Source organism: Pseudomonas sp. M1, from assembly GCF_022760135.1.
GTDB classification, from domain to species: domain Bacteria; phylum Pseudomonadota; class Gammaproteobacteria; order Pseudomonadales; family Pseudomonadaceae; genus Pseudomonas; species Pseudomonas citronellolis.
In genome coordinates this window covers 5,177,201-5,200,594 of record NZ_CP094343.1, presented here as the reverse complement: position 1 = coordinate 5,200,594, position 23,394 = coordinate 5,177,201, and the positions used below count along the sequence as shown (strand labels likewise).

Annotated in this window: 24 protein-coding genes and 1 tRNA gene; 18 read left to right on the top strand and 7 right to left on the bottom strand. The window is 63.6% G+C overall.

Features of this window, described 5'->3' with window-relative positions:
- The first annotated feature begins 59 nt into the window (after positions 1–59).
- Positions 60–602 (top strand): RNA polymerase sigma factor, encoded by a 543-nt coding sequence (locus PM1_RS22850; protein ID WP_084229685.1) that lies wholly within the window; start codon positions 60–62, stop codon positions 600–602.
- Entirely contained in the window at positions 596–835 is a 240-nt protein-coding gene (locus PM1_RS22845; protein ID WP_009618502.1) for an anti-sigma factor family protein, read from the top strand. The genes PM1_RS22850 and PM1_RS22845 overlap by 7 nt, the downstream gene beginning before the upstream one ends.
- A gap of 484 nt (positions 836–1,319) precedes the next feature.
- Here the strand turns inward: PM1_RS22845 and PM1_RS31165 are convergent, their stop codons facing one another.
- A complete protein-coding gene (locus tag PM1_RS31165; protein ID WP_009618500.1) occupies positions 1,320–1,445 on the bottom strand; it encodes a hypothetical protein in 126 nt (41 codons plus the stop codon).
- Positions 1,446–1,779: 334 nt separating this feature from the next.
- The gene (locus tag PM1_RS22840; protein ID WP_009618498.1) at positions 1,780–2,715 is read right to left on the bottom strand and encodes a DedA family protein/thiosulfate sulfurtransferase GlpE; all 936 of its coding nucleotides are present in this window, start codon (positions 2,713–2,715) and stop codon (positions 1,780–1,782) included.
- Between the two features lie 293 nt (positions 2,716–3,008).
- On the opposite strand from PM1_RS22840, the gene PM1_RS22835 reads away from it, so the two are divergent.
- From PM1_RS22835 to PM1_RS22825, 3 genes are all read left to right on the top strand, one after another.
- Entirely contained in the window at positions 3,009–4,307 is a 1,299-nt protein-coding gene (locus PM1_RS22835) for an OprD family porin (RefSeq protein WP_009618496.1), read from the top strand.
- Positions 4,308–4,813: 506 nt separating this feature from the next.
- Positions 4,814–5,953, top strand: coding sequence for an acyl-CoA dehydrogenase family protein (locus PM1_RS22830; protein WP_009618494.1), 1,140 nt, complete (start codon positions 4,814–4,816; stop codon positions 5,951–5,953).
- Between the two features lie 65 nt (positions 5,954–6,018).
- A complete protein-coding gene (locus PM1_RS22825) occupies positions 6,019–7,200 on the top strand; it encodes a CaiB/BaiF CoA transferase family protein (RefSeq protein ID WP_009618492.1) in 1,182 nt (393 codons plus the stop codon).
- Between the two features lie 2 nt (positions 7,201–7,202).
- Here the strand turns inward: PM1_RS22825 and PM1_RS22820 are convergent, their stop codons facing one another.
- The 3 genes from PM1_RS22820 to PM1_RS22810 all read right to left on the bottom strand — a co-directional run bounded on the left by PM1_RS22820 (position 7,203) and on the right by PM1_RS22810 (position 9,582).
- Positions 7,203–7,700, bottom strand: coding sequence for a SprT family zinc-dependent metalloprotease (locus PM1_RS22820; RefSeq protein WP_009618490.1), 498 nt, complete (start codon positions 7,698–7,700; stop codon positions 7,203–7,205).
- Between the two features lie 527 nt (positions 7,701–8,227).
- A complete protein-coding gene (locus tag PM1_RS22815; RefSeq protein WP_009618488.1) occupies positions 8,228–8,824 on the bottom strand; it encodes a Yip1 family protein in 597 nt (198 codons plus the stop codon).
- A gap of 161 nt (positions 8,825–8,985) precedes the next feature.
- A complete protein-coding gene (locus tag PM1_RS22810; protein ID WP_009618486.1) occupies positions 8,986–9,582 on the bottom strand; it encodes a DNA-J related domain-containing protein in 597 nt (198 codons plus the stop codon).
- An 89-nt stretch (positions 9,583–9,671) separates the two neighbouring features.
- Between PM1_RS22810 and ttcA the strand changes: the two genes are divergently transcribed.
- Entirely contained in the window at positions 9,672–10,499 is an 828-nt protein-coding gene (ttcA, locus tag PM1_RS22805; protein ID WP_009618484.1) for a tRNA 2-thiocytidine(32) synthetase TtcA, read from the top strand.
- A 13-nt stretch (positions 10,500–10,512) separates the two neighbouring features.
- Positions 10,513–11,184, top strand: coding sequence for a DNA-3-methyladenine glycosylase I (locus PM1_RS22800; protein ID WP_009618482.1), 672 nt, complete (start codon positions 10,513–10,515; stop codon positions 11,182–11,184).
- Here the strand turns inward: PM1_RS22800 and PM1_RS22795 are convergent.
- Both PM1_RS22795 and ddaH read right to left on the bottom strand, forming a co-directional pair.
- Positions 11,181–12,596: a basic amino acid/polyamine antiporter gene (locus PM1_RS22795; protein WP_009618481.1), complete on the bottom strand. Its 1,416-nt coding sequence runs from the start codon at positions 12,594–12,596 to the stop codon at positions 11,181–11,183. The genes PM1_RS22800 and PM1_RS22795 overlap by 4 nt on opposite strands.
- Positions 12,597–12,718: 122 nt before the next feature.
- Positions 12,719–13,483, bottom strand: coding sequence for a dimethylargininase (ddaH, locus tag PM1_RS22790; RefSeq protein WP_009618480.1), 765 nt, complete (start codon positions 13,481–13,483; stop codon positions 12,719–12,721).
- A gap of 177 nt (positions 13,484–13,660) precedes the next feature.
- On the opposite strand from ddaH, the gene PM1_RS22785 reads away from it, so the two are divergent.
- The 11 genes from PM1_RS22785 (at position 13,661) to PM1_RS31160 (ending at position 23,389) form a co-directional block, all read left to right on the top strand.
- A complete protein-coding gene (locus tag PM1_RS22785; RefSeq protein WP_009618479.1) occupies positions 13,661–15,055 on the top strand; it encodes a sigma-54 interaction domain-containing protein in 1,395 nt (464 codons plus the stop codon).
- Between the two features lie 13 nt (positions 15,056–15,068).
- The gene (locus tag PM1_RS22780; protein ID WP_009618478.1) at positions 15,069–15,833 is read left to right on the top strand and encodes an NAD-dependent deacylase; all 765 of its coding nucleotides are present in this window, start codon (positions 15,069–15,071) and stop codon (positions 15,831–15,833) included.
- A gap of 65 nt (positions 15,834–15,898) precedes the next feature.
- A complete protein-coding gene (locus PM1_RS22775) occupies positions 15,899–16,531 on the top strand; it encodes a C40 family peptidase (RefSeq protein ID WP_089391873.1) in 633 nt (210 codons plus the stop codon).
- Between the two features lie 82 nt (positions 16,532–16,613).
- Complete coding sequence (locus PM1_RS22770) at positions 16,614–17,144, top strand: C40 family peptidase (RefSeq protein WP_009618476.1); 531 nt, start codon at positions 16,614–16,616, stop codon at positions 17,142–17,144.
- Between the two features lie 15 nt (positions 17,145–17,159).
- The gene (locus PM1_RS22765; RefSeq protein ID WP_009618475.1) at positions 17,160–17,822 is read left to right on the top strand and encodes a class I SAM-dependent methyltransferase; all 663 of its coding nucleotides are present in this window, start codon (positions 17,160–17,162) and stop codon (positions 17,820–17,822) included.
- Positions 17,823–17,905: 83 nt separating this feature from the next.
- Positions 17,906–17,981 (top strand) — tRNA-Ala (locus PM1_RS22760).
- A gap of 76 nt (positions 17,982–18,057) precedes the next feature.
- A complete protein-coding gene (locus tag PM1_RS22755; RefSeq protein ID WP_202964460.1) occupies positions 18,058–19,668 on the top strand; it encodes a hypothetical protein in 1,611 nt (536 codons plus the stop codon).
- 47 nt (positions 19,669–19,715) lie between these two features.
- Complete coding sequence (locus PM1_RS22750; protein WP_161788512.1) at positions 19,716–20,693, top strand: glycosyltransferase family 2 protein; 978 nt, start codon at positions 19,716–19,718, stop codon at positions 20,691–20,693.
- A gap of 214 nt (positions 20,694–20,907) precedes the next feature.
- Entirely contained in the window at positions 20,908–21,813 is a 906-nt protein-coding gene (locus PM1_RS22745; RefSeq protein WP_052058987.1) for an ATP-grasp domain-containing protein, read from the top strand.
- 3 nt (positions 21,814–21,816) lie between these two features.
- Positions 21,817–22,710 carry an NAD-dependent epimerase/dehydratase family protein gene (locus PM1_RS22740; protein WP_009618471.1) on the top strand — a complete coding sequence of 298 codons (894 nt, stop codon included), beginning with the start codon at positions 21,817–21,819 and terminating at the stop codon, positions 22,708–22,710.
- A 55-nt stretch (positions 22,711–22,765) separates the two neighbouring features.
- Positions 22,766–23,389: a CatB-related O-acetyltransferase gene (locus tag PM1_RS31160; protein WP_161788513.1), complete on the top strand. Its 624-nt coding sequence runs from the start codon at positions 22,766–22,768 to the stop codon at positions 23,387–23,389.
- Positions 23,390–23,394: the final 5 nt, after the last annotated feature.

Genomic DNA, 23,394 nt, shown 5'->3' with positions numbered 1-23,394 from the left:
AAGCCGACGGCGAACTGCTGGCGCGCCTGCGCGCCGGCGAGGACGCGGCCTTCCGCGAGATGGTCGCGGCCTACCAGGGCGCCATGCGCGCCGTGGCCCTGGCCATCGTCGGCAGCGCCCACGCCGACGAGGTGGTGCAGGACGCCTGGCTCGCCGTGGTGCGCCACCTGGACGGCTTCCAGGGCCGCTCCAGCCTCAAGACCTGGCTGCTGACCGTTACCGCCAACACCGCCAAGAGCAAGCTGCGCCAGGTGCGCCGGGAAGTCTCCCTGGACGACCTGCCGGCGCCCCACGGCAGCATCGACGACACCCGCTTCGCCGCCGACGGCCACTGGAGCGCCGCGCCCCTGGCCTGGCATTCGGACTCGCCCGAGGCCCTGCTGGCCGAGGACGAACTGCGCGAATGCCTGGAAAAGACCCTGCTGAGCCTGTCGGACCTGCAGCGCAGCGTGGTCCTGCTGCGCGAGCGCCAGGGCCTGGAATTGCAGGAGATCTGTAATCTTCTGTCGCTTTCCCTCTCCAATGTCCGGGTGCTGCTGCACCGCGGGCGGCTGAAGCTGTTCGCCACCCTGGAGCATTTCGAGGAGACCGGCCAATGCTGACCTGCAAGGAACTGGTGGCCCTCTCCAGCGACCTGCTGGACAGCCAGCTCGGCCTGCGCGAGAAACTCGCGGTGCGCCGCCACCTGCTGCTGTGCCGCCACTGCCGGCGCTTCATCCGCCAGATGCGCCTGACCCAGGCCAGCGTGCGCCGCCTGCCGGAAGACCGCGCCACCGGCCTGGACCTGCTGGCCGCCCGCCTGGCCGAACTGCGCCGGGACCACTCGCGGCGCTGAGCGCAGTCGCGGATGAGATTCGTGCCTCCCTGTAAGCGGGCCCTGCCCGCGAAATCGCGCGCAGGGCGCGCTCCTACAGGGGAATGGCGTGGGTGGGGCAGCGTAGGAGCGGATCTCATCCGCGAACCGCGCCGGATCGTCCGGCTATCGCGGACAAGGTCCGCTCCTACGGGGGGAATACCGTGCTTCCCGGCTACCTTGTAAGCGGGCCCTGCCCGCGATTCGCGCGCAGGGCGCGCTCCTACAATGGGAATGGCGCGGGCGGGGCAGCGTAGGAGCGGATCTCATCCGCGATCCGCGCCGAAACCTCCGGCTATCGCGGACAAGGTCCGCCTACGGGAGGAGAAATACCGTGCCTCCAGGCGCGGGCAGGGGGAATGGCGCAGGTAGCACACCGTAGGATGGGTTGAGCGAAGCGATACCCATCACCGCAACCGCATGGGTATCGCAAGCTCAACCCATCCTACGCAAGGCGCCTCGGCGCTCAGGCCCGTTCTCTAGCGGCCTCGTAGAGCCGGGCTGCATCGCGCAGCAACAGTTCGAGGCTGCCCAGGGCGGCGTCGAAGAGGTCGAGGGAAGTCGCTTCTTTGGAAATATGTAATGGATGCATGGTTGTGTCCTGACGAAAAGTACCTAGAACTGCCCGTCTGACGCCAATCAGGGAGGGCAGACCGTACAGGTTGGCGTACCGGTCAGAACATCCGGCGCATCCGAAGATGCCCTGCACGGCCTGCCCATGACACAGGTACGACCATGCCGACGCTCGCCCTGAGGCTCGCGTCTGTTCTGATACCGGGACGCCAATCCCGCACCGCTCGGTTGAGCGGCTGGGCAACGGTAAGGGCTGGTCGGCGCAACGTCAATCGATGGACGCCGCGCTTTTTGTAGGAACCATGTCTGCCCGTGATAGCTGTGGTGATGGGTATTGCTGCGCTCACCCCATCCTACGAAAGCCCATCGGCGCCAGCTTGGGCCTGGCTCGCCCGCCATGCCTCCAGCCCGCCGGACAGCGCCCAGGCGCGCGGGTAGCCGTGCTTGCGCAGGCGCTCGGCGAGCATGGCCGCGGAGAGTTCGTTGGGGCAGGCGCAATAGATGACCACGTCGGCCTGGCCGAGGCTGTCGGCGAGCCCGTCCAGCGGGGTGTCCAGAGTCATCGGGATGGCGCCGGGGATGCCGTCCTCGCCGGCCTCGGCGCGCACGTCGAGGATCAGCGGGGTGTCGCCCTGGTCCAGGCGTTCGCGCAGTTCCTCGACGCTGATCCGGGGAATCCGCGCGGTGCGCCGCAGCAGGCTGTAGCGCTGCCACAGGCGCCAGGCGATGAACAGCGCGAAGGCCGCCAATAGCAACAGCAGGCCGCGGGTGGCGTAGTCGTGCAGCCAGCCCAGCAGGCTGTCGACGGTGTCGCTGAAGATGGCGCCCAGCAGCAGCGCCGAGCCCACCCACAGCGCCGAGCCGGCGAAGTCGTAGCCGAGGAAGCGGCGCAGCGGCGTGCCGGTCATGCCGGCCAGGCTGGTGGACAGCGCGCCGGCGCCGGGCAGGAATTTGCTGATCAGCAGCGCGCGCGGGCCGATGCGCAGGTACAGGCTCTGGCTCTGGCGGATGCAGCTGTCGCGCGACAGCGACACCCTGCAGATGCTGCGCAGCAGGAAGCCGCCGTAGCGGCGGCCGGCGAAGTACCAGGCGGTGTCGGCGATCAGGCAGGCCAGGGTGGCCACCGCCAGCGCCTCGCCCAGGGACACCCCGTGCCCCTGCAGCGCCAGGGCGCCGGCGACGATCAGCGCCGGGTAGGCCGGAATCGGCAGGCCCAGCTGCTCCAGCAGCACATTGAGGAAGAGCAGGGCGGGGCCGTAGCGTTCGATCAGCGGTTGCAGTTCTTGCATGGAATGGGCGCGGTGGCGGAGGGGGAGGCGACAGCATACTGCCGCTCGTCCGGTGCGTCAGTCCCCGCTGACAGCCGCTGCTGTCAGCCCATGACCGCGTAGTCGAATTTTTCGGAAAAGTTCAGCTGTAACAAAAAGTTTATATCTATGCAGCCGATCTGAAATAACCCCCCGCCAAGATTCCCCGCAACACAGAAGAGCCGCCAAACGGCTGCGCGAGACCATGGGGGCCGCGCCCTGCATGCCAGGCGCTCAGCGTGTTCAACGCTTAAAACACCATAAGGGGAATCCTGATGATCCGTAAGAACTACGCCGGTTTTGCCATGGGCGGCCTGGCGCAGGCCGTGCTCGGCGCCAGCATTGTCGTACCCGCAGTCGCTCACGCCGACTTCATTTCGGACAGCAAGGCCAACGTTGAACTGCGCAACTTCTACTTCAACCGCGATTTCCGCAGCTCCACCCAGGCGCAGCAGAGCAAGCAGGAGGAGTGGGGCCAGGGCTTCATCCTGAAATTCGAGTCGGGCTACACCGACGGCACCATCGGCGTGGGCGTCGACGGCATCGCCGCGCTGGGCCTGAAGCTGGACTCCAGCGCCGACCGCACCGGCACCGGCCTGCTGCCGAAGACCGCCGACGGCGACGCGCCGGACGACTTCAGCAAGGGCGGCGCGACCCTCAAGCTGCGCTACGAGAAAAACACCCTGAAGATGGGCACCCTGACGCCCAAGCTGCCGGTCGTGGTGACCAACGACAGCCGCCTGCTGCCGCAGCTCTTCGTGGGCAGTGCGGTCAACTCCACCCAGCTCGAAGGCCTGAACTTCGACGCCGGCCGCCTGAACCAGACCAACCGCCGTGACTCCTCCAACTACGAGGAAATGACCGTCACCACCGGCGGCAAGAAGAACATCACCGTGCGCAGCGGCAACACCACCAACGAGTTCGACTACGCCGGCGCCACCTACAACTGGACCAAGAACTTCAGCACCGGCTACCACTACGGCCAGTTGGACGACTTCTACAAGCAGCACTACCTGACCCTCGGCTGGACCCTGCCGATCGCCGAAGGCCAGTCGCTGAAGTCCGACGTCCGCTGGGCCAAGTCCACCGATGACGGCGGCAGCAATGTCGACAACAAGGCGTTCAACGCCATGGTCACCTACAACCTGGGCTACCACGCCTTCGGCGTCGGCTACCAGAAGATGAGCGGCGACACCGGCTTCGCCTACATCAACGGCACCGACCCCTACCTGGTGAACTACATCCAGATCCTGGACTTCGCCAACAAGGACGAGAAGTCCTGGCAGGCCCGCTACGACTACAACTTCGCCGGCCTCGGCATCCCCGGCCTGACCTTCATGACCCGCTACGTGAAGGGCGACAACGTCGACCTGCTGAACGCCAGCGGCGACGACGGCAAGGAATGGGAACGCGACACCGACATCGCCTACGTCGTCCAGGAAGGCGCGCTCAAGGGCTTCGGCATCAAGTGGCGCAACGCGACCACCCGCAGCGACTTCGCCCGCAACAGCGCCTCGTCCAACAAGGCCGACGAGAACCGCCTGATCCTCAGCTACACCATGCCGCTGTGGTAATGGCGGGCTGAAGCAAGACGTCACTCCTATGGTTTGAGCCCCGCCGCCTGGCGGGGCTTTTTTTATCCGCCGAACCGCCCATCGCGGACGGAGTCCTCCTACAGGGGGAACACCGCGATTTCCCAGCTGCGGGCCCTGCCCGCGATTCGCGCGCAGGGCGCGCTCCTACAGGGGGGCGGCGCGGCTGGGGCAGCGTAGCGGATCTCATCCGCGATCCGCGCCGATACCTCCGGCTATCGCGGACAAGGTCCGCTCCTACGCCCTCCGGCAAACACAAGACCCGTAGGATGGCATTGAGCGAAGCGATACCCATCAGCATGGCCCGATGGGTTTCGCACGCTCAACCCATCCTGCGAAGGGCGCCTCGGCGCACCGTCAATGCTGGCTGCCGTCCAGGCATGGCGCTTGACCGAAAGCGTCAATCCAGGCTGAGCGCTGCCGTCATTGAGGCGTGGCGGGGCTGGCACCTAACCTGCCGGCACTTCCACCGACCAGGATTCGCCAGCATGCAGCGCATACACTTCGAGACCGAGCACAACCTGTTCCGCGATGCCTTCGCCGCCTTCCTCGCCAAGGAAGTGGTGCCGCACCAGGAGGCCTGGGAAGAGGCCGGGGTGGTCGACCGCAGCGTCTGGCTGAAGGCCGGCGAGCAGGGCTTCCTGCTGCCCTGGGCCGACGAGGAGTACGGCGGCGCCGGGCTGAAGGACTTCCGCTACGAGCAGATCATGTGCGAGGAGCTGGCGCGCATCAACGAGCCGGGCTTCATGATCCCGCTGCACTCGGCGCTGTGCGGGCCCTACATCGCCGAGTACGGCAGCCCCGAGCAGAAGGCGCGCTTCCTGCCCGGGATCATCCGCGGCGAGACCATCCTCGCGGTGGCCATGACCGAGCCTGCCGCCGGTTCCGACCTGGCCGGCATGCGCACCAGCGCCGTGGACAAGGGCGACCATTACGTCCTCAACGGCTCCAAGGTGTTCATCTCCAACGGCCTGCTGGCCGACCTGGTGATAGTCGCGGCCAAGACCGACCCGAACAACAAGCACGCCATAGGCCTGTTCCTGGTCGAGCGCGGCATGCCCGGCTTCGAGCGCGGGCGCAACCTGAAGAAGCTGGGCATGAAGAGCCAGGACACCGCCGAACTGTTCTTCAACGACGTGAAGGTGCCCAAGGAGAACCTGCTGGGCGACGCCAAGGGCGGCTTCTACTACCTGATGAACATGCTCGCCCAGGAACGCCTGACCAACGCCTGCGGCGCGGTGGCCGGGGCCGAGGCGGCGCTGCAGGCCACCCTCGACTACGTGAAGGAGCGCAAGGCCTTCGACCGGCCCATCGCGCACTTCCAGAACACCCGCTTCAAGCTCGCCGAGATGCGCACCCAGGTGGACGTGGCCCAGGTGTTCACCGACCGTTGCGTGATGGACCACAACCAGAAGAAGCTCAGCCCCGAGGTGGCCGCCGAGGCCAAGCTGTTCACCACCGAACTGCTCGGCAAGGTGGTCGACGAGGGCGTGCAACTGCACGGCGGCTGGGGTTACATGTGGGAATACCCGATCTGCCGGATGTACGCCAACGCGCGCATCCAGCGCATCTTCGCCGGCACTTCGGAGATCATGAAGGAGATCATCAGCCGCGGCATGAAGCTCTGAGGCGCGGCTGCTTCACTGGGCCCCCGCGAACGCGGGGGCGCGGAAAACCAGACCCAGGAGTTCCCATGAAAGGCCCGCTCGCCTCGCTGAAAGTCCTCGACTTCTCCACCCTGCTGCCGGGGCCCTTCGCCTCGCTGCTGCTGGCCGACATGGGCGCCCGGGTGCTGCGGGTGGAATCGCCCACGCGCATGGACCTGGTGCGCGTGCTGCCGCCCCATGACGACGGCGTCTCGGCCAGCCACGCCTACCTCAACCGCAACAAGCGCAGCATCGCCCTGGACCTGAAGCGTCCCGAGGCGGTGGAGGTGGTGAAGCAACTGGTGCGCGAGTACGACATCGTCCTGGAACAGTTCCGCCCCGGCGTCATGGACAAGCTGGGGGTGGGCTACGAGGCGCTCAAGGCGATCAACCCGAAGCTGATCTACGTCTCCATCACCGGCTACGGCCAGACCGGGCCCTACCGCGACCGCGCCGGGCACGACATCAACTACCTGGCCCTGGCTGGCGTGGCCAGCTACACCGGGCGCCGCGACACCGGCCCGCTGCCCCTGGGCGTGCAACTGGCGGATATCGCCGGCGGCTCGCTGCACGGGGTGATGGGCTTGCTCGCGGCAGTCATCCACCGGCAGCAGACCGGCGAAGGCCAGCAGGTGGACATCAGCATGACCGACTGCGCCTTCAGCCTGAACGGCATGGCCGGCGCCGGCTACCTGGCCTGCGGCGTGGAGCCGGGCATGGAAGCCCAGGCGCTGAACGGCGGCAGCTTCTACGACTATTACCGCACCCGTGACGGCCGCTGGTTCTCGGTCGGCAGCCTGGAGCCGCAGTTCATGCAGCAGTTCTGCGCCGCCATCGGTCGCCCGGAACTGGCCGCGCGCGGCCTGTCGCCCAAGGCCGAGGACCAGCGACTGCTCAAGCGCGAGATCGCCATCGAGTTCGAGAAGCGCGATTTCGCCGACTGGTGCGAACGCTTCGCCGCCGTGGACGCCTGCGTGGAGCCGATGCTGCCGTTGTCCGAAGCCGTGGAGCACCCACAGATCCAGGCCCGGCGCCTGGTCACCGAGGTGCCCCGCGGCGATGGCCGCAGCCAGCGGCAGATGGCCTGCCCGATCCGCTTCTCCGCCGGCCTGCCGGCGCCGAAGCACATAGGCGTGGCGGCGGGCGCGCACAGCGCCGAGGTCCTGGCCGAACTGGGCTACAGCGACGAGCAGGTGGCGGCGCTTAAGGCCGCGGGCGCGGTGGGCTGAAGCTACTCGCGGACCACTTCCCCGGTGAACACCAGGGTGGTGCGGCAGCGCCGGCAGTAGTAGCGGCGGCCCTGGGCCACCAGGTTGTGGCGCTGGGCGGAGAAGGGGAAGTCGGGGTTCTCGTCGCAGCGGCAGCGGTAGATGTAGCGCGTGGCGCGGCGCCGCTTGATCTCGTAGGTGTGGCAGCGGTCCGGCGGCAGGCCATAGACGCCACGCATGATCAGTTGCCACTCCTCGCCGTGGGGGCGGATGCGCGGGCCGAACATCTGGTGCGCGATCAGGTGCGCGACCTCGTGGGCCACGGTCTGCTTGAGGAAGTGCTCGCGGTTCTCGCGGTAGAGCTGGGGGTTGAAGCGCAGCAGGTTCTCGTCCAGATGCGCGACCCCGGCCTTCTGCCCGCGCAGGCGGAAGCTCACTTCCGGGCGCGGGAAGCGGCGCTGGAAGAAGCTTTCCGCCAACTGGTAGCAGGCTTCGACACGGGCGTTGAGCTGTTCGGGCATACAGTGTTTTCTCCGACGGCTGCCGATTATGCCGCAGGCGCTGGCGTTGTGCAGGCCGCTCGTCTGCCGTGCAGGTTCGGGCAAGCGGGGTGGAGTTTCAGGCAAGGCTGGCTGCAGGCTGCGCCGAGGCGCTCTTCGTAGGATGGGTTGAGCCTGCGAAACCCATGCGGCGGTGGTGATGGGTATCGCTTCGCTCAACGCCATCCTACGACGGTGCTCTTCCTGCATCTTGTGGGGGCGAGCTTGCTCGCGAAGGGAGTTTCCCTGTTATTCCTGTTTGGCTTGGCACACCTCTCCCGGAGAGGGGGCCGTTCGGTGAGGTTGGGTGTTTCGGCGTCAGTTGGAGGCGAAGGTTCAGGTTGAAACCATGCCCATCAGCCGGTACGGACAAGCTCCCTCTCCCTTCAGGGAGAGGGCTGGGGAGAGGGTTGCGGACTTCGACAACGCTCCTGAGCCAAGCCAGAAACCGACCCCCCACAAACGAAAACCGGGCCCCCAGGGCCCGGTCTGCATTCGCCAGTCAAGCCTCAGGTATATTCCGGCCCCACCCCGCTCCCCCAGAGGATCACCGACAGCGCGATCATCGCCACCAGCACCACCAGGCCCACCGCCAGCACCGAGCTGGAGAACAGGAAGCCTTCGTCCTTGGGAATGTTCATGAAGGTCGGGATGCCGACGTACAGCAGGTAGACCGTGTAGCAGATCGCCGCGGTGCCTATGACCATGCCCAGCCACAGGTGCGGGTAGAGCGCGGCCACGCCGCCGATGAACAGCGGGGTCGCCGTGTAGGCGGCGAACACGATGCACTGGGTCATGCTCGGAGTGGCGTCGTAGGTGCGCGCCATCCAGTGGATGAAGGCGCCCATGACGGCGACGCCGGCGAGCATCGCCACGTAGGTGAGCACGGTGAGCTGGATCGCGCTCGCCGGTGTCAACTTGACCGGCCCTGCGCTGCCCAGCACCCAACCCACCTGGGTGGTGCCAATGTAGGCGCAGATGACCGGGATGGCAGCCAATATCAGCACATGGGTCAGGTACATGTGGCTGATGCTTTCTTCTTCGCCGCGGATTTCCTGCCATTCCTGATCGGGATGGGTGAAGAGCCCCCACACATGATGGATCATCTCGGCAACCTCCTCGTTATTATGCAGGCCGCCTCCCAGCGCCGCGCCGGGGACGCATGGCCAGCGCCTTCCGGTGCCCGTCAGACTCGTGCGACCTTGTGTCGCAGTATAGGAAAGCCCCGAAGGCCGCGTCCTGCCTGGGGTTAGAGCAAATCGGAGCTTCATGGGCGGCTGTAATAGCGCTCGAGAATTTCCATCGCCTTGTTGATCGACTGCAGGCGCGTGGTGCTGCCGCCGCGGTCCGGGTGGTGCTGGCTGACCAGTTGGCGGTAGCGCAGCTTGATCAGCGCGTAGTCCACCGGGCCGTCCTCCAGCTCGAACAGGGCCAGCGCGGCGGCCTTCTCGCCGTCGCCCTGCATGCGCGTCCAGAAGCTTTCCAGCAGCTTCTCCACGTCGCGCTCGGTGGTGTCGCGCAGGTTGCTTTCGTCCAGGTAGTAGTCGCGCAGCGGGTCGCTCTCCACCAGGCCCGGCGCGCCGGGTTGCCAGGGCAGCAGGCGGATCTGCAGCGGGCCGATCTGCAGGAAGCCGGCCTCGTCGGCGCAAAGCTTATCGCGCAGGCGGTAGAGGGCGTTGAACACCAGGAAGTGGGTGCGGAACAGCACCAGCTTGTCCAGCAGCGGCAGGTGCGGGACATGGGTGGAATGCCGCGCCTTCAGCTGCTGGATCAACTGATATTCGGAAAGGCCTTCAGGGGCCTCGCGCAGCAGTTCGAGCAACTGCCCGGCGAGGTCGAGGCGGGCGTCGAGGTCGGGAGTCATGGGCATGAGCCTAGCATCAGGCTACCGATGAAGGCGGGGTGCGCGTAAAATAACCAGCTTTTCGTCTTCCCCCCGGATTCCACAGCACCATGGCCAGCACCCTTTCGGTCAACCAGAACAAACTGCAGAAACGCCTGCGCCGCCAGGTCGGCGAGGCCATCGCCGACTTCAACATGATCGAGGACGGCGACAAGGTCATGGTCTGCCTGTCCGGCGGCAAGGACAGCTACACCCTGCTCGACATCCTGCTGTACCTGCAGAAGGTCGCGCCGATCCAGTTCGAGATCGTCGCGGTGAACATGGACCAGAAGCAGCCCGGCTTCCCCGAGCACGTGCTGCCGGCCTACCTGGAGTCCATCGGCGTGCAGTACCACATCATCGAGAAGGACACCTATTCGGTGGTGAAGGAGAAGATCCCCGAGGGCAAGACCACCTGCTCGCTGTGCTCGCGCCTGCGCCGCGGCACCCTCTACACCTACGCCGACGAAATCGGCGCGACCAAGATGGCGCTGGGGCACCACCGCGACGACATCCTCGAGACCTTCTTCCTCAACATGTTCTACGGCGGCACCCTCAAGGCCATGCCGCCCAAGCTGCTGTCCGACGACGGCCGCAACGTGGTGATCCGCCCGCTGGCCTACTGCAACGAGAAGGACATCGAGGCCTACTCGGTGCTCAAGGAATTCCCGATCATCCCCTGCAACCTCTGCGGTTCGCAGGAGAACCTGCAGCGCCAGGTGGTCAAGGAAATGCTGCTGGAATGGGAGCGCAAGACCCCCGGCCGCACCGAGATCATGTTCCGCGCCCTGCAGAACGTGGTGCCCTCGCAACTGGCCGACCGCAACCTGTTCGACTTCGCCAGCCTGCGTATCGACGACACCGCCACGCCGCGCTTCGTCGACGTGATGAACCTGTAATAAAGGAAGGGCGATGCGCGACTACCAATGGCTGCACGAATACTGCCTGAACCGCTTCGGCTCGGCGGCGGCGCTGGAGGCGCGCCTGCCGCAGCCCAAGAGCCCGGCCGAACTGGCCGCGGTGAGCGATGACCGCTACCTGTCGCTGATCAGCCTGCGCATCTTCCGCGCCGGCCTCAAGCACAGCCTGGTGGACGCCAAGTGGCCGGCCTTCGAGGAAGTGTTCTTCGGCTTCGACCCGCAGAAGGTGGTGCTCATGGGCGGCGAGCGCCTGGAGAACCTGATGCAGGACACCCGCCTGATCCGCCACCTGGGCAAGCTCAAGAGCGTGCCGCGCAACGCCCAGATGATCCTCGACATCGCCCATGAGCATGGCAGCTTCGGCAAGCTGCTGGCGGATTGGCCGGTGACCGACATCGTCGGCCTGTGGAAGCTGCTGGCCAAGCGCGGCAACCAGCTCGGCGGCCTGTCGGCGCCGCGCTTCCTGCGCATGGCCGGCAAGGACACCTTCATCCCCAGCGACGACGTGGTCGCCGCGCTCAAGGCCCAGGAGATCGTCGACAAGGCGCCCACCAGCCAGAAGGACCTCGCCGCCGTGCAGGCCGCCTTCAACACCTGGCACGAGCAGAGCGGGCGGTCGCTGTGCCAGCTCTCGATGATGCTGTCGTACACCGTCAACCACTAGAGCCCCAGGCGGCCGCTGCCGACCATCCACAGCGCGGCCAGCGCCAGGGCCAGCACCAGCGCGCCCAGCGCCCGCTCCCCGGTGTTGCCGAAGGCCGTGAGGCCGCGCTGGCGCCGGGCGTGGACGAAGAAGCCCAGCCCCGGGGCGTAGAGAATCATCGACAGCAGCAGGTACTTCAGGCCGGCGGCATACAGCAGCCAGACGCCGTAGAGCGTGCCCAGCGTCGCCATCGCCAGCAGCGCCGGGCTCGGCTGCCGCAGCACGCGCTTGAGGCAGAAGCCGGCGCACAACAGGTAGGGGATCAGCGCCATCGAGGTGGCCAGCTGGATCAGCGCGTTGTAGCCGGAGGCGTTGAGGAAGGCGACCAGCAGCAGCGCCGAGATCAGCGCGTTGGTCAGCCACAGCGCCGGGGCTGGCGTATCCACGTCGTTGGTCCTGCCGAACAGCGCCGGCGCGGTGTGCCCTTCGCCGCGGCTGGCCAGGTAGAGCATCTCCACCGCCAGCATGGTCCAGGCCAGCAGCGCGCCGCCCACCGAAACGATCAGGCCGGCGTTGATCAGCGTGGCGCCCCAGGGGCCCACGGCCGCGGCCATCACCTGGGCCATCGACGGGTTCTTCATCTGCGCCAGCTCGTGCTGCGGCACCACCCCCAGCGACAGCACCGAGACGCAGACCAGCAACAGCAGGGTGATGACGAAACCGAGCAGGGTGGCCCGGCTGACGTCGGCCGCGCGCCGCGCGTGGCTGGCATAGACGGTGGCGCTTTCGATGCCGAGGAAGACCCACACGGTGTACAGCATGGTGGTTTCCACCTGGCGGGTGACGCTGCCCAGCGCCGGGCTGCCCCAGAAGTCCAGGCGGAACACCTCGACGCGGAAGGCCAGGGCGACGCAGAGGATGAACAGAGCGATGGGCACCACCTTGGCCAGGGTGACGATGGCGTTGGTGATGGCCGCGTTGTGCACCCCGTGCAGGACGAAGGCGTGCATCAGCCAGAGCACCGCCAGCTCGCCGAGCAGCGCCGGCCAGGTGGTGCCGTCGCCGAAGAAGGCCAGCGCGCCGAACGAACCCAGGGCGCTGAACAGCACGACGAGGTAGCCGGCGTTGCCGACCCAGGCGGAAATCCAGTAGCCCCAGGCGGCATTGAAGCCCAGGTACTCGCCGAAGCCCTCGCGGGCGTAGCCGTAGACGCCGTCGTCCAGTTCCGGGCAGGTGGTCGACAGCCACTGGAAGACCCGCGTCAGCGTCAGCATGCCGACGAAGGTGATGCCCCAGGCGATGAGAATGGCCCCGGCGCCGGCGCCTTCGGCCATGTTCTGCGGCAGGCTGAAGATACCGCTGCCGATGATGCCGCCCACCACCAGGGCGGTCAGCGCCGGCAGGCCGAGTTTTCCTTTATCCGAAATCGACATCTTGCGCCTCCGAAACGGCAACCGGTGGCGTGGCGGCACTTGCCGCCACGCATGACGCCGACGCAGGGGAGGGGGCCCGTGCCGGCGCGACGGGCCGGCAGGCCCGCCGCTGGAGCGGCCGTTCAGAAGCGCAGGGACATGCAGCTGACGCCGCCGTCGATCTTGCGGTACTCGGAGGTGTCGACCTCGATCACCCGGTAGCCGAGGTCGGCGATCTTCTGCCGCGTGCGCGGGTAGCCGGCGGGCATGATCACCCGTTCGTTGACCCAGATGCAGTTGGCCGCGTAGGCCTCCTCCTCGGGGATCTCGACGATGTTCAGGTGCTGGAACTCCGGCTTGTCGATGAACTCGCCGGCAGCCAGCAGGTTGCCGTGTTCCAGGTAGGCCAGCCCGGTCTTCAGGTGCAGCACCTTCTCCAGGCGCACCACCGAGCCGGTGAAGCCGTGCTTGGCGAGGAGGGCGATCATCTGCCGGGCGCCTTCGGCGTTGGTCCGCGCCGATTCGCCGATGTAGAAGTGCTCGCCGACCATCATGATGTCGCCGGCCTCCACCGTGCCGGGTGCTTCGATGCGCTCGACCTTGCCCGGATAGAAGCGCTGGATGGTCTCCTCGATGATTGCGGTCTCGCCGCGCCGCGACTCGGCGCCGGGACGGGTGATGATGGCGCAGCGCGGGGTGCAGAGCACCGGGTCCTCGACGAACACCGAGTCGGGGAAGCGCCCGTCCGGCGGCAGCAGGGTGATGTCCAGGTCGCAGGTCTGCAGCGCGCGGATGTAGGCGTTGTGCTGCTCCAGGGCCCTGGCGAAGTCCGGTTTGCCCAGGTGGCTGGAGGTCAGGCCGTCGACCAGGCTGCTGGCCGGGGTGCGGGCGATGATGTGCTTGAACATGGCATTTCCTCTTGCAGGTGGATGCTTGCCGTGTTGCAAGGCGTGCGCCAGGCGGGTCGGCGCGCCGCGGACGGTTTTCCTGGCCTGGCGTTGACCCGCAGCGGGGCGGGCTCGCGCGTTTTCGTCGAAACTGGAACGGTTGTCGAAAATCCGACGGATATAAAGGGCTGGGCTGCCATGGCTATTGTCGAGAATGCGACGGTTCCTACGGAAAAGGACGAATTGCGCTGGCTGGTGGACAGCCTGGCGCCGATCTTCGATGGGCTGCGGCAACCGGTCACGGTGGTCGACACCCAGGGGCGCTTCGTCTACTACAACCAGGCCAGCGGCCTGCTCGACGGCCTCGACCCGCGGCAGGCGCTGGGCATGCACGTGCTGCAGAGCGCGCCCTGGCTGCAGGCGGAACAGAGCACCTTGCTGCGCTGCCTGGCCCAGGAGCGGCCATCCATCGACACGCTGCAGGCCTATGTCGGTGCCGGCGGCGAGCTGCTGCAGTACCGGCACCGGGCGATCCCGCTGCACGGCCGCGGCGGCCAGTTGCTCGGGGCGATGGAGGTGGGCGAGGTGGTGGCGGAATGCGCCGCAACGGACGACGAGCCGGACTGCCCGCCGATCCTCAGCGTCACCCCCGGCCTGCAGCGGCAGTTGCAGCGCCTGGACATCTTCGCCGCGACCGACCTGCCACTGCTGATCCATGGCGAGACCGGCACCGGCAAGGAACTCTTCGCCCGCCGCGCCCACGCCCTCAGCCCGCGGCGCAGCGGCCCGATGATCAGCCTGAACTGCGCGGCCATCCCCGAGACACTGCTGGAGAGCACCCTGTTCGGCACCACCCGCGGCGCCTTCACCGGCGCCGAGAACCGCAAGGGCATGTTCGCCCTGGCCGAAGGCGGCACACTGTTCCTCGACGAGATCAACTCCATGCCCATGGCCCTGCAGAGCAAGCTGCTGCGCGTGCTGCAGGACGGCAGTTATCTGCCGCTGGGCGGTCTGCGGCCGTTGCGCGCGGACGTGCGCCTGGTCGCTGCGAGCAACCAGGCGCCGCGCCAGGCGATCGCCGAGGGGCGCCTGCGCGAGGATCTCTACTACCGGCTGGAGGTCGGTTGCCTGAGCATTCCGCCGCTGCGCGAGCGCCCCGCTGACGTCGAGCTGCTGGCCCGGGCCTTCGTGCGCCGCGACGCGCGCAGCTTGAACTCGCGGGTGACGGCCCTGGGGCCGCGGGCCCTGGCGCGCCTGCAGGCCTGCGCCTGGCCGGGCAACGTGCGCCAGTTGGAGAACGTGATCCGCCGCAGCCTGCTGCTGCATGGCCAGGGCGGACCGGTGCTCGACGAAGTGGTCTTCGCCGACGAGGAGCCACGGGGCATGGCGGTGGCCGGAGACGAGCCGCCGGCGCTGGGCCTGCGCGAGAGGCTGGCGGAACAGGAGCGCAAGCTGATAGAAGAGGCCTTGCGCCGGGCGCGGGGCAACCTCTCGCAGGCCGCCGCCAGCCTGCGCATCCCACGGACGACACTGCTGGGGCGCCTGCAGCGCCTGGCCGTACAGCACCCACCCGCCGGCGACACTCCGGCCTGACAGGAACCCGCCCATGGACTCATCAATGGCCGCGCTCGTCCAAGCCGTGCAGGTCGCCGAACGCATCCTGGTGATCACCGGCGCCGGCCTCTCGGCGGATTCCGGCATGCCCACCTACCGTGGCCTGGGCGGCCTGTACAACGGCGTGACCGAGGAGGGCATCGCCATCGAGCAGGCCATCTCCGGGCCCATGCTGCGGCGCGACCCGGCGCTGTGCTGGAAGTACCTGGCGCAACTCGGCCGGGCCTGCCTCGCGGCAGCGCCCAACGCCGGCCACGAGGCCATCGCCGAACTGCAGCGGCGCAAGCCGGAGTGCTGGGTGCTGACGCAGAACATCGACGGTTTCCACCGCCGTGCCGGTTCGCCGATGGAACGGCTGATCGAGATCCACGGCGAACTGCGGCCGCTGTTCTGCCAGTCCTGCGGGGCCGAGAGCGATGAGCTGGAGGAGCACCTGCAGCGTCCGCTGCCACCGCGATGCGCGGTCTGTGGCGGTGTACTGAGGCCGCCGGTGGTGCTGTTCGAGGAGATGTTGCCGGAGGCGGCGATCGACAGCCTCTACGGCGAATTGCGCAAGGGCTTCGACGTGGTGCTGCTGGTGGGGACCACGGCGAGCTTCCCCTACATCGTCGAGCCGGTGCTGCGCACCCGGGCCGCCGGCGGCTTCGTCGCCGAGGTGAATCCGGCGCCGACCGACCTCAGTTCGAGGGTCGATGTAAAAATTGCAGGACGAGCCTTAGACATTCTGCCGCAACTGATAGGTCACATTTCGCGATAAAAAACTTGCATCGGCTCGATCGAGCGGGCAAATTAGCGCGCTAATGGAACTAATGAGACACGGTCGTGCCCATGCTTAGACGCTTCGCACCCCTCGTGCCCATGAGTTTCGTCTTGCTGCTGGCCGCTTGCGCCAGCCATTCGCCAGAGTCCCAGCCGGGTCAACAGCAGGTCGCCGTAGAGCAGGCCACCCGCAGCTGGGCTCAGATTGACCACCATCAGGCAACGCTGGCGGATGTAGAAGACGAGGGGGCAGGAAATGATAACGGGAACCCGTCAGGGCGGGTTTCCAGCATTCTGGATCGCGCATTCGAACTGATCGGCACGCCGTATCGCTTCGGGGGCCGTTCGGAAAAAACCGGTTTCGATTGCAGCGGCTTCGTCGGCTATCTGTTCCGCGAAGAGGCTGGGATCAAGCTGCCGCGTTCCACGCGCGAGATGATCACCATGGACGTCCCGCTGGTCTCCAAGGAAGACCTGCAACCGGGCGACCTGATCTTCTTCAACAACCGTGGTCGCGGACGTGTGAGCCACGCCGGCATCTACATCGGCGATGGCCAGTTCATCCACTCCGCCAGCCGCCGTGGCGGTGGTGTACGGGTGGACAACCTGGACGACAGCTACTGGCGCCTGAGCTACATGGAAGCCAAGCGCGTCCTGGAGCCGGGTTACCAGGCGCAACAGACGGTAACGCGCTAATCTTAAAGTTTTACTTTAAGTATTGCGCTTAAGCGTTTGACGGTGCAAAGTGATGGCATTCCTGAACAGGGGATGCCATCACATGCATACCTCCCTCCGCATCATCTCCCTCGCACTCGTTTCCCTGCTGGCCGCCTGCGCCAGCCATACGCCGCCCGCGCCGCCGCCGGTGGTCTACGCGCCCTCGAACAACTTCAGCGATTCCCAGGCTGCGGACGACGTGCTGATCCGCGCCATCGGCCTGGTGGGTACGCCCTATCGCTGGGGCGGCAACACCCCGGATGGCGGTTTCGACTGCAGCGGCCTGATCGGCTACGTCTACCGCGACGCCACCGGCCTGCAACTGCCGCGCTCCACCCGCGAGATGATCGGCATGCGCGCCCCCGTGGTCGGCCGCGAAGGCCTGCAGAGCGGCGACCTGGTGTTCTTCGCCACCAACGGTGGACGCAACGTCAGCCATGCGGGTATCTATGTTGGCGAGGGGCGCTTCGTGCATGCGCCCAGAACGGGCGGGACCGTGCGCCTGGACAGCCTGGACAGCCCCTACTGGCAGCGGGCCTTCCTGGAAGCCAAGCGCGTCCTCGCGGTACAGAGCCTCGCCCTCCACCCCTGATCTCCAGGAGGGCCCATGACCACCCGCACGCTCAACCTCGACGACGCGCTCTACCGGTACCTGCTCGACACCTCCCTGCGCGACACCCCGCTGAAGGCGCGCCTGCGCGAGGAAACCGCCGCCCTGCCCACGGCGCGCTGGCAGATCGCCCCCGAGCAGGGCCAGTTCCTCGCCCTGCTGGTCAAGCTGACCGGCGCCCGGCGCATCCTCGAAGTGGGCACCTTCACCGGCTACAGCGCCCTGTGCATGGCCGAGGCGCTACCTGAAGACGGCCACATCCTCTGCTGCGACCTGCCCGGCGACTACAACGCCACGGCGCAGTCCTACTGGCGCGACGCTGGCGTCGAAAGCCGCATCGAACTACGCCTGGGCCCCGCGCTGGACACCCTGGCCGGCCTGGAAAGGGAAGGCCAGGCGGACAGCTTCGACCTCGCCTTCATCGACGCCGACAAGGCCAACTACCCACGCTACCTGGAACATGCCCTGGCCCTGCTGCGCCAGGGCGGCCTGGCGATCTTCGACAACGTGCTGTGGAGCGGCCGGGTACTCGAAGCCAACCCGCAAAGCGCCGACACCCGCGCCATCCAGCAACTGAACCTGGCACTGAAAAGCGACGCGAGGGTGGACTATTCGCTGCTGCCGCTGGGCGACGGCATGGGGCTGTGCCGCAAGCGCTGAATTGGTGCTGAGCGGGTATCCATTTTTTCCGACAGTGCCATCGTTGCCTGCAGATAATGCCTGGGTTAGATTCCTACCCTATCGGGCCGATAGCTCAGCTGGGAGAGCGCCGCGTTCGCAATGCGGAGGTCGGGAGTTCGATCCTCCTTCGGTCCACCAGCTATTAGAGAACCCAGCCATTCGGCTGGGTTTTTTATGCCTTACATGGGCGCTGCTTTATATATAAAATATTTTTATGTTTACTTTTGAGGGTTATGGATTGAAGGCGCTCGTAGGGCAAAGAAGCGATTTATTTAGACAATTTACGTGGAGTGGGGCGGTATCTCTGCTCTTTGTCTTGGTGGCATTCTTGTGGTTTGGCCATCGAGGCTTGAATCTGTGGGATGAGGGTTTCCTGTGGTATGGCGTTCAGCGGACTATGTTGGGGGAAGTGCCGCTCAAAGACTTTATGTCATATGATCCGGGGCGTTATTACTGGTCGGCGGCGGTGATGTCCATGATGGGGGGAGATGGAATAGTCTTTCTTCGTGTGGCAGTTTCTATTTTTCAATTTTTTGGGCTGTTCTGTGGGGTATATCTAATCGCTCGGTCTCGTCCCCGCTTGAGGAGCGTAGATGGGGTCGTTCTCCTGTTTGCTGCAGCTGTTTTTGTGCTTTGGATGTTTCCGCGTCATAAGTTGTTTGATATTTCCATTTCGATATTTCTGGTCGGGATATTGGCATGTCTTGCGGGCTCCAGAACTCCTCGTCACTATTTTGGGGCGGGAGTTGGGGTCGGATTGATTGCTTTTTTAGGGCGTAACCACGGAGTGTATGGGGCTGTGGCGAGCGTGGCTGTAATGGCTTGGTTATTAATTGGGGAGGGGGCGAGAGAGGCTGCAGTAAAGAAAATTTCTTCTTGGTGCGTAGGCGTTGTGGTGGGATACGCTCCTATGCTTTTCTTGATTCTCTTCGTTCCTGGTTTTGAGGATGCATTTTTAAATGGAGTGAAATTTCAGATTTCCCGAGGCTCAACGAACCTCCCTCTCCCTATTCCCTGGCCATGGCTTGTTGATTTTTCCACGTCATTTTGGTTGGACAGCCTGCGAGCGTTTTTGGTTGGTGTTCTTTTTGTTTCTTTATTGATATTTGGGGGCCTTTCTCTTCTGTGGGTTTTTCTTGAAAGACTGAGAGGTAGGGCCGTTCCGCCGGTTTTTGTAGGTGCTGCTTTCTTGTCGCTACCTTACGCGCACTATGCTTATTCACGTGCGGATGTAGGTCATCTTTCTCAAGGGATTTTCCCTCTGCTTATAGGTTGCTTACTCCTGATCTTCCGACAGAATGGGAAGAGGAGGGGGCTTTTGCTATTGGGGCTATTGGCGATTAGTCTAATCGGTGTCGGAGCCAATCAGCCAGGTTGGAACTGTAGTGGAGATAACCGATGCGACAAGCTAGTGGTAGCTGGCGATAAGTTGGAAGTGGATTCTGCGACTGCAAAAAATGTCCAGCTCATATTGGATCTTGCTGAAAAGTATTCAGGAGAGCATCGCGCATTTATAGCGACTCCGTATTGGCCGGGCGCCTATGCGCTGCTTGGTGTCAAGTCTCCACTTTGGGCGAACTACGCCCTGTGGTCGCGTGGGGTCGATTTTGAGCAAGAGGAAATTGAGCGAATCAAAGCGGCGAATCCAGGTGTGATAATTATTGTCGACCTTCCTCTGGATGGTCGTGAGGAACTGAGGTTTAGAAATACTAATCCGCATATATATGAGTATGTAGTGGAAAATTTCCACGCTTTACCTGGCTCCGATGCTCGTTGTCCGTCTTGTCGTGTGTTCGTAGCTAAGGATTTTTCTGGCGAGGATTGATATGTTTTTGTTTCATGCCCTGCGAGGAGTATTTGAGAGGTTTAAAAGTGAATGACTTTGTCGCGTATAGTGTCGTTGTTCCAGTTTATGGTTCGGAACTTACCCTTCGCGAGCTTCATGAACGCCTGATAGAGACGTTGAAGACGCAGGGGACGAGTTATGAGATCGTTTTTGTTGATGATTGTGGACCCGGCAATACGTGGGCTATCCTACAGGCGCTTGCCGAAAAGGATTCTCATACTACTGCTATTCAGCTTATGCGCAACTTCGGTCAAGGCAGTGCCACTTTGTGCGGCATGGCTCATTCGCGTGGTCAGGTTGTAGTGACCATTGACGACGATCTACAAAGTGCACCGGAGGATATCCCACTTTTACTGAGGGGGCTGGAAAGTGATGTAGACGTCGTAATGGGGGTGCCAGCCGAAAAGCAGCATAGTTTGTTTCGGCGCTTGGGGAGCCACTTGGTAAATGAAATGAATGCGCTGTTCCTGGGGAAACCGCGGGATTTGAGGTTTACCAGTTTTCGAGCCATTCGGCGGCCGGTGGTTGATGCTTTGCTTGAGCTACGGGCATTGAATCCTGTTTTAGGCGTTATGCTAAATTCGGTAACGCGGCGTATTGTCAATGTCATTGTTCCGCACTATCCCCGTCGGGAAGGTAAAAGCGGGTATACCTTGTCGCGCCTGCTGCGGGCAACGATGAGCAACTTCATCGGGCAGTCCGTTCTTCCCCTTCGTCTTCTTGGGGTGATCGGTGGTTTCGGGATCATCTTCAGCGTGCTGTTCTCCGCCTACCTGCTATGCCGGTATTTTCTGGGCGGTATTGCAGTTCCTGGTTGGATGACAACAACCTTGCTGTTGCTGTTCCTCTCCGGTTTCAACTTCTTCGCCTTTGCGGTGATCGGTGAATATGTTTTGCGGATTCTCCAGCGGGTCAATGCCACTCCCCAGTACTTCGTGCGCAGGCAGACGAGCGTTACTGAAGCCGAGCTGCATGGGGGCTATGATGGTGGTAGCCAGCGCTAGGACGGATGGATGAGGGCTTGGAGTGACTAAAAGATTTCTGGTACTGGGAGTTGGTGCAGCGCAGGCTGATCTGTTGGCGCGTTTGCCGGGCGAATTTGAAACGCATGCATTGAGCAATACCACGGCTGGCCCAGGTCGAATCCATGCACGGCATTTCGCTCAGGTAGACATTACCGATAGAGATTCCGTCCTGCGCTATGCACGCGACCATGCCGTGGATCAGATCTACTCCGTCGGGTCTGATGTTGCCATGCCTACGGTGGGGTACGTGGCGGAGCAACTTCATTTGCCGCGGCTGGTCAGTGAAGAGGTTGCGGTGACTTGTAACAACAAGGGGTTGTTGCGGCATCACTTGCAGGGCTTGCCCGGATCGCTGGAGTTCGAGGTGCTGGAGCATGCGAACCAGGCGACCAGCGTGCCCTTGCCGGCGATGCTCAAGCCAGTCGACAGTCAGGGGCAGCGGGGTGTTTGCAGTGTGTCGGCGTACGCGCAGATACCGACGGCTTTTGCCGCGGCGGTCGGCTTCTCCCGTTCCGGTCGCGTCATAGTCGAGCAGAAAATCGAAGGGCGAGAGATATCCGTGAATGCCTTCTTCGCCGAGGGGGAGATGGTCTTCTTCCTCCCTTCCGAGCGGGAGTCCTGGGCCCAGTTCGATGGCGGCATCATTCGCCGACACATCCTTCCAGCCAGCTTCTCGGATAGGGCGGAAGAGGCAGTTCGTGAACTGGTACTACGGACAGCGGCGCAATTGGGTATACAGGAAGGACCGCTGTATTTTCAGATCAAGATGAATGGAGACCTTCCCTATTTGATCGAGGTCGCCCCGCGACTGGATGGCTGCCATCTGTGGCGCCTGATTCTGGCCAGCACCGGTGTCGATCTGCTGGATGGTTGCATCAAGCGGCTGCAAGGGCGGACGGTCACCATGCCCGCTACCTTGAGCGTCCGGCCAGCCTATCTGGAGTTCTTTTGTCAGCCGCCCGGCGAGAGCTTCGCCTTGGTCGATGCGCATCCTGATGCCGTTCATGTCGAATTCTATTACGCACCTGGCGAGTACGTTCGGAGCACCAACGGGGTCATGGAGAAGTGCGGCTATCAGATCGTTATGGGAGAACTTTAGTCCATGAAGCTTGCCATCACCGGTGCTAGTGGTTTCGTCGGCAAACACTTGGTTGAGTTGCTCAGCCCGCATCACATGGTGTTCGCCCTGTCGCGTACGATGCCCAACGAGCGAATACCGGGAGTGACCTATATCGCGACCGACTATTCTGCCGCATCCCTGCAGCAACATTTGGTGGGGATGGACGGCTTGGTACATTTGGCTGCCAGTCGACCCAAGGGGGGGATCGATTCCGATGTTTTGGGCAATGCGCATCTGGATTACCAGGTGCTGCTCTGCGCGGAACGGTGTGCGCTCCACCAGGTTGTATTGATTTCTACCCGAGGTGTCTATGGGCGGCTGCCTGCGCCGTGGTGCGAGAGCCAAGTGCCTGCTCCGGAGTCACCTTATGCATTGGCCAAATGGCATTCTGAACTGACTGCAGACTACTTCGTGCGGCGCGGACTTAATGTCGTCTCCCTTCGTTTGGCCCAGGTGTTCGGCCTAGGCGAGTACCCAAGTAGTGCCATTGCAACCTTTATTCGCAAAGCTTACCGCGACGAGCCAGTGGTCCTCACAGTTACAGGTATTCTGCGAGAGTATCTTTATGTCAAGGATATCGCTACCGCCGTTGAGGCCGTATTGCTTAGGCCGGGCAGCGGTGTTTTTAATCTGGGGTCGGGGGAGTGTCCGTCACTTAAACAGGTTGCCCTGAAAATATTTCACGCATTTGGTCGGGAATATAGGGTAAGCGAGGCGCAGAATATGGACAAGACGCTGGAGCATTCGCTGATGGATAGCTCGCGTTTTCGTCGAGAGTTTGACTGGGCCCCGGCTTGGACTCTGCAAGCAGCAGCTGATGATATTGCCATGACGCTACGCGATAAACGGGAAGCGGAAAAATATGGATTATCATAATATTGATAGCACAATACACCCATCGGCCACGGTGTATGCTGGCGCACGAATCAAGATGTCTACCTTGGCCGAGTATGTTTCAGTCGGAAGTTTCTCCCGTATCGACTTCAGCCAGTTGGCCAGCCAGGTCAGGATAGATCGCTCTAATCATTTGTTTCATGCAAGTCTTGGGCGACATTCCTATACCGGCATGAATACAGTGATCATGCATGCCAATATTGCCAGTTTCTGTTCTATTTCATGGAACGTTAGTATCGGTGGTGCTGAGCACGATCACTCGCGCATCGTTCAGCACTCATTTCTGTACAACGATCAAGATCGACTTCGTCCCTTCACGACGGAAGCTCCTTATGACCGTTTCAGTAAACCGTTGAGCATCGGGCACGATGTCTGGATAGCCGCGGGTGCAGTGGTCTGTCGCGGAGTACGCATAGGTAACGGCGCTGTCGTTGGAGCCAATGCCGTAGTTACGGCTGACGTTGAGCCCTATGCCGTGGTGGTTGGAGCGCCAGCCAGGGTGGTGAAGTATCGCTTCCCGGCAGCGATCATCCGGAAGCTGGAAGAGCTGCAGTGGTGGGACTGGTCAGCCGATGATATTCAGCGACACTTCGATCTATTGAGTTCGGCTCCTGATGCTGAGGCACTGGAAGTCCTATTGAACCGAAACTATCAGAGCTGACGGAT

Excerpts from the sequence above, each read along its gene's own strand:
- PM1_RS22830 (WP_009618494.1), top strand. The coding sequence starts at position 4,814 with ATGCAGCGCATACACTTCGAGACCGAGCACAACCTGTTCCGCGATGCC.
- PM1_RS22765 (WP_009618475.1), top strand. The coding sequence starts at position 17,160 with ATGACCACCCGCACGCTCAACCTCGACGACGCGCTCTACCGGTACCTG.
- PM1_RS22800 (WP_009618482.1), top strand. The coding sequence starts at position 10,513 with ATGCGCGACTACCAATGGCTGCACGAATACTGCCTGAACCGCTTCGGC.
- PM1_RS31165 (WP_009618500.1), bottom strand. The coding sequence starts at position 1,445 with ATGCATCCATTACATATTTCCAAAGAAGCGACTTCCCTCGACCTCTTC.
- PM1_RS22810 (WP_009618486.1), bottom strand. The coding sequence starts at position 9,582 with ATGACTCCCGACCTCGACGCCCGCCTCGACCTCGCCGGGCAGTTGCTC.
- PM1_RS22795 (WP_009618481.1), bottom strand. The coding sequence starts at position 12,596 with ATGTCGATTTCGGATAAAGGAAAACTCGGCCTGCCGGCGCTGACCGCC.
- PM1_RS22850 (WP_084229685.1), top strand. The coding sequence starts at position 60 with ATGGTCGCGGCCTACCAGGGCGCCATGCGCGCCGTGGCCCTGGCCATC.
- ddaH (WP_009618480.1), bottom strand. The coding sequence starts at position 13,483 with ATGTTCAAGCACATCATCGCCCGCACCCCGGCCAGCAGCCTGGTCGAC.
- PM1_RS22820 (WP_009618490.1), bottom strand. The coding sequence starts at position 7,700 with ATGCCCGAACAGCTCAACGCCCGTGTCGAAGCCTGCTACCAGTTGGCG.
- PM1_RS22845 (WP_009618502.1), top strand. The coding sequence starts at position 596 with ATGCTGACCTGCAAGGAACTGGTGGCCCTCTCCAGCGACCTGCTGGAC.
- PM1_RS31160 (WP_161788513.1), top strand. The coding sequence starts at position 22,766 with ATGTCTACCTTGGCCGAGTATGTTTCAGTCGGAAGTTTCTCCCGTATC.
- PM1_RS22740 (WP_009618471.1), top strand. The coding sequence starts at position 21,817 with ATGAAGCTTGCCATCACCGGTGCTAGTGGTTTCGTCGGCAAACACTTG.
- ttcA (WP_009618484.1), top strand. The coding sequence starts at position 9,672 with ATGGCCAGCACCCTTTCGGTCAACCAGAACAAACTGCAGAAACGCCTG.
- PM1_RS22785 (WP_009618479.1), top strand. The coding sequence starts at position 13,661 with ATGGCTATTGTCGAGAATGCGACGGTTCCTACGGAAAAGGACGAATTG.
- PM1_RS22840 (WP_009618498.1), bottom strand. The coding sequence starts at position 2,715 with ATGCAAGAACTGCAACCGCTGATCGAACGCTACGGCCCCGCCCTGCTC.
- PM1_RS22755 (WP_202964460.1), top strand. The coding sequence starts at position 18,058 with ATGTTTACTTTTGAGGGTTATGGATTGAAGGCGCTCGTAGGGCAAAGA.
- PM1_RS22835 (WP_009618496.1), top strand. The coding sequence starts at position 3,009 with ATGATCCGTAAGAACTACGCCGGTTTTGCCATGGGCGGCCTGGCGCAG.
- PM1_RS22780 (WP_009618478.1), top strand. The coding sequence starts at position 15,069 with ATGGACTCATCAATGGCCGCGCTCGTCCAAGCCGTGCAGGTCGCCGAA.
- PM1_RS22815 (WP_009618488.1), bottom strand. The coding sequence starts at position 8,824 with ATGATCCATCATGTGTGGGGGCTCTTCACCCATCCCGATCAGGAATGG.
- PM1_RS22825 (WP_009618492.1), top strand. The coding sequence starts at position 6,019 with ATGAAAGGCCCGCTCGCCTCGCTGAAAGTCCTCGACTTCTCCACCCTG.
- PM1_RS22770 (WP_009618476.1), top strand. The coding sequence starts at position 16,614 with ATGCATACCTCCCTCCGCATCATCTCCCTCGCACTCGTTTCCCTGCTG.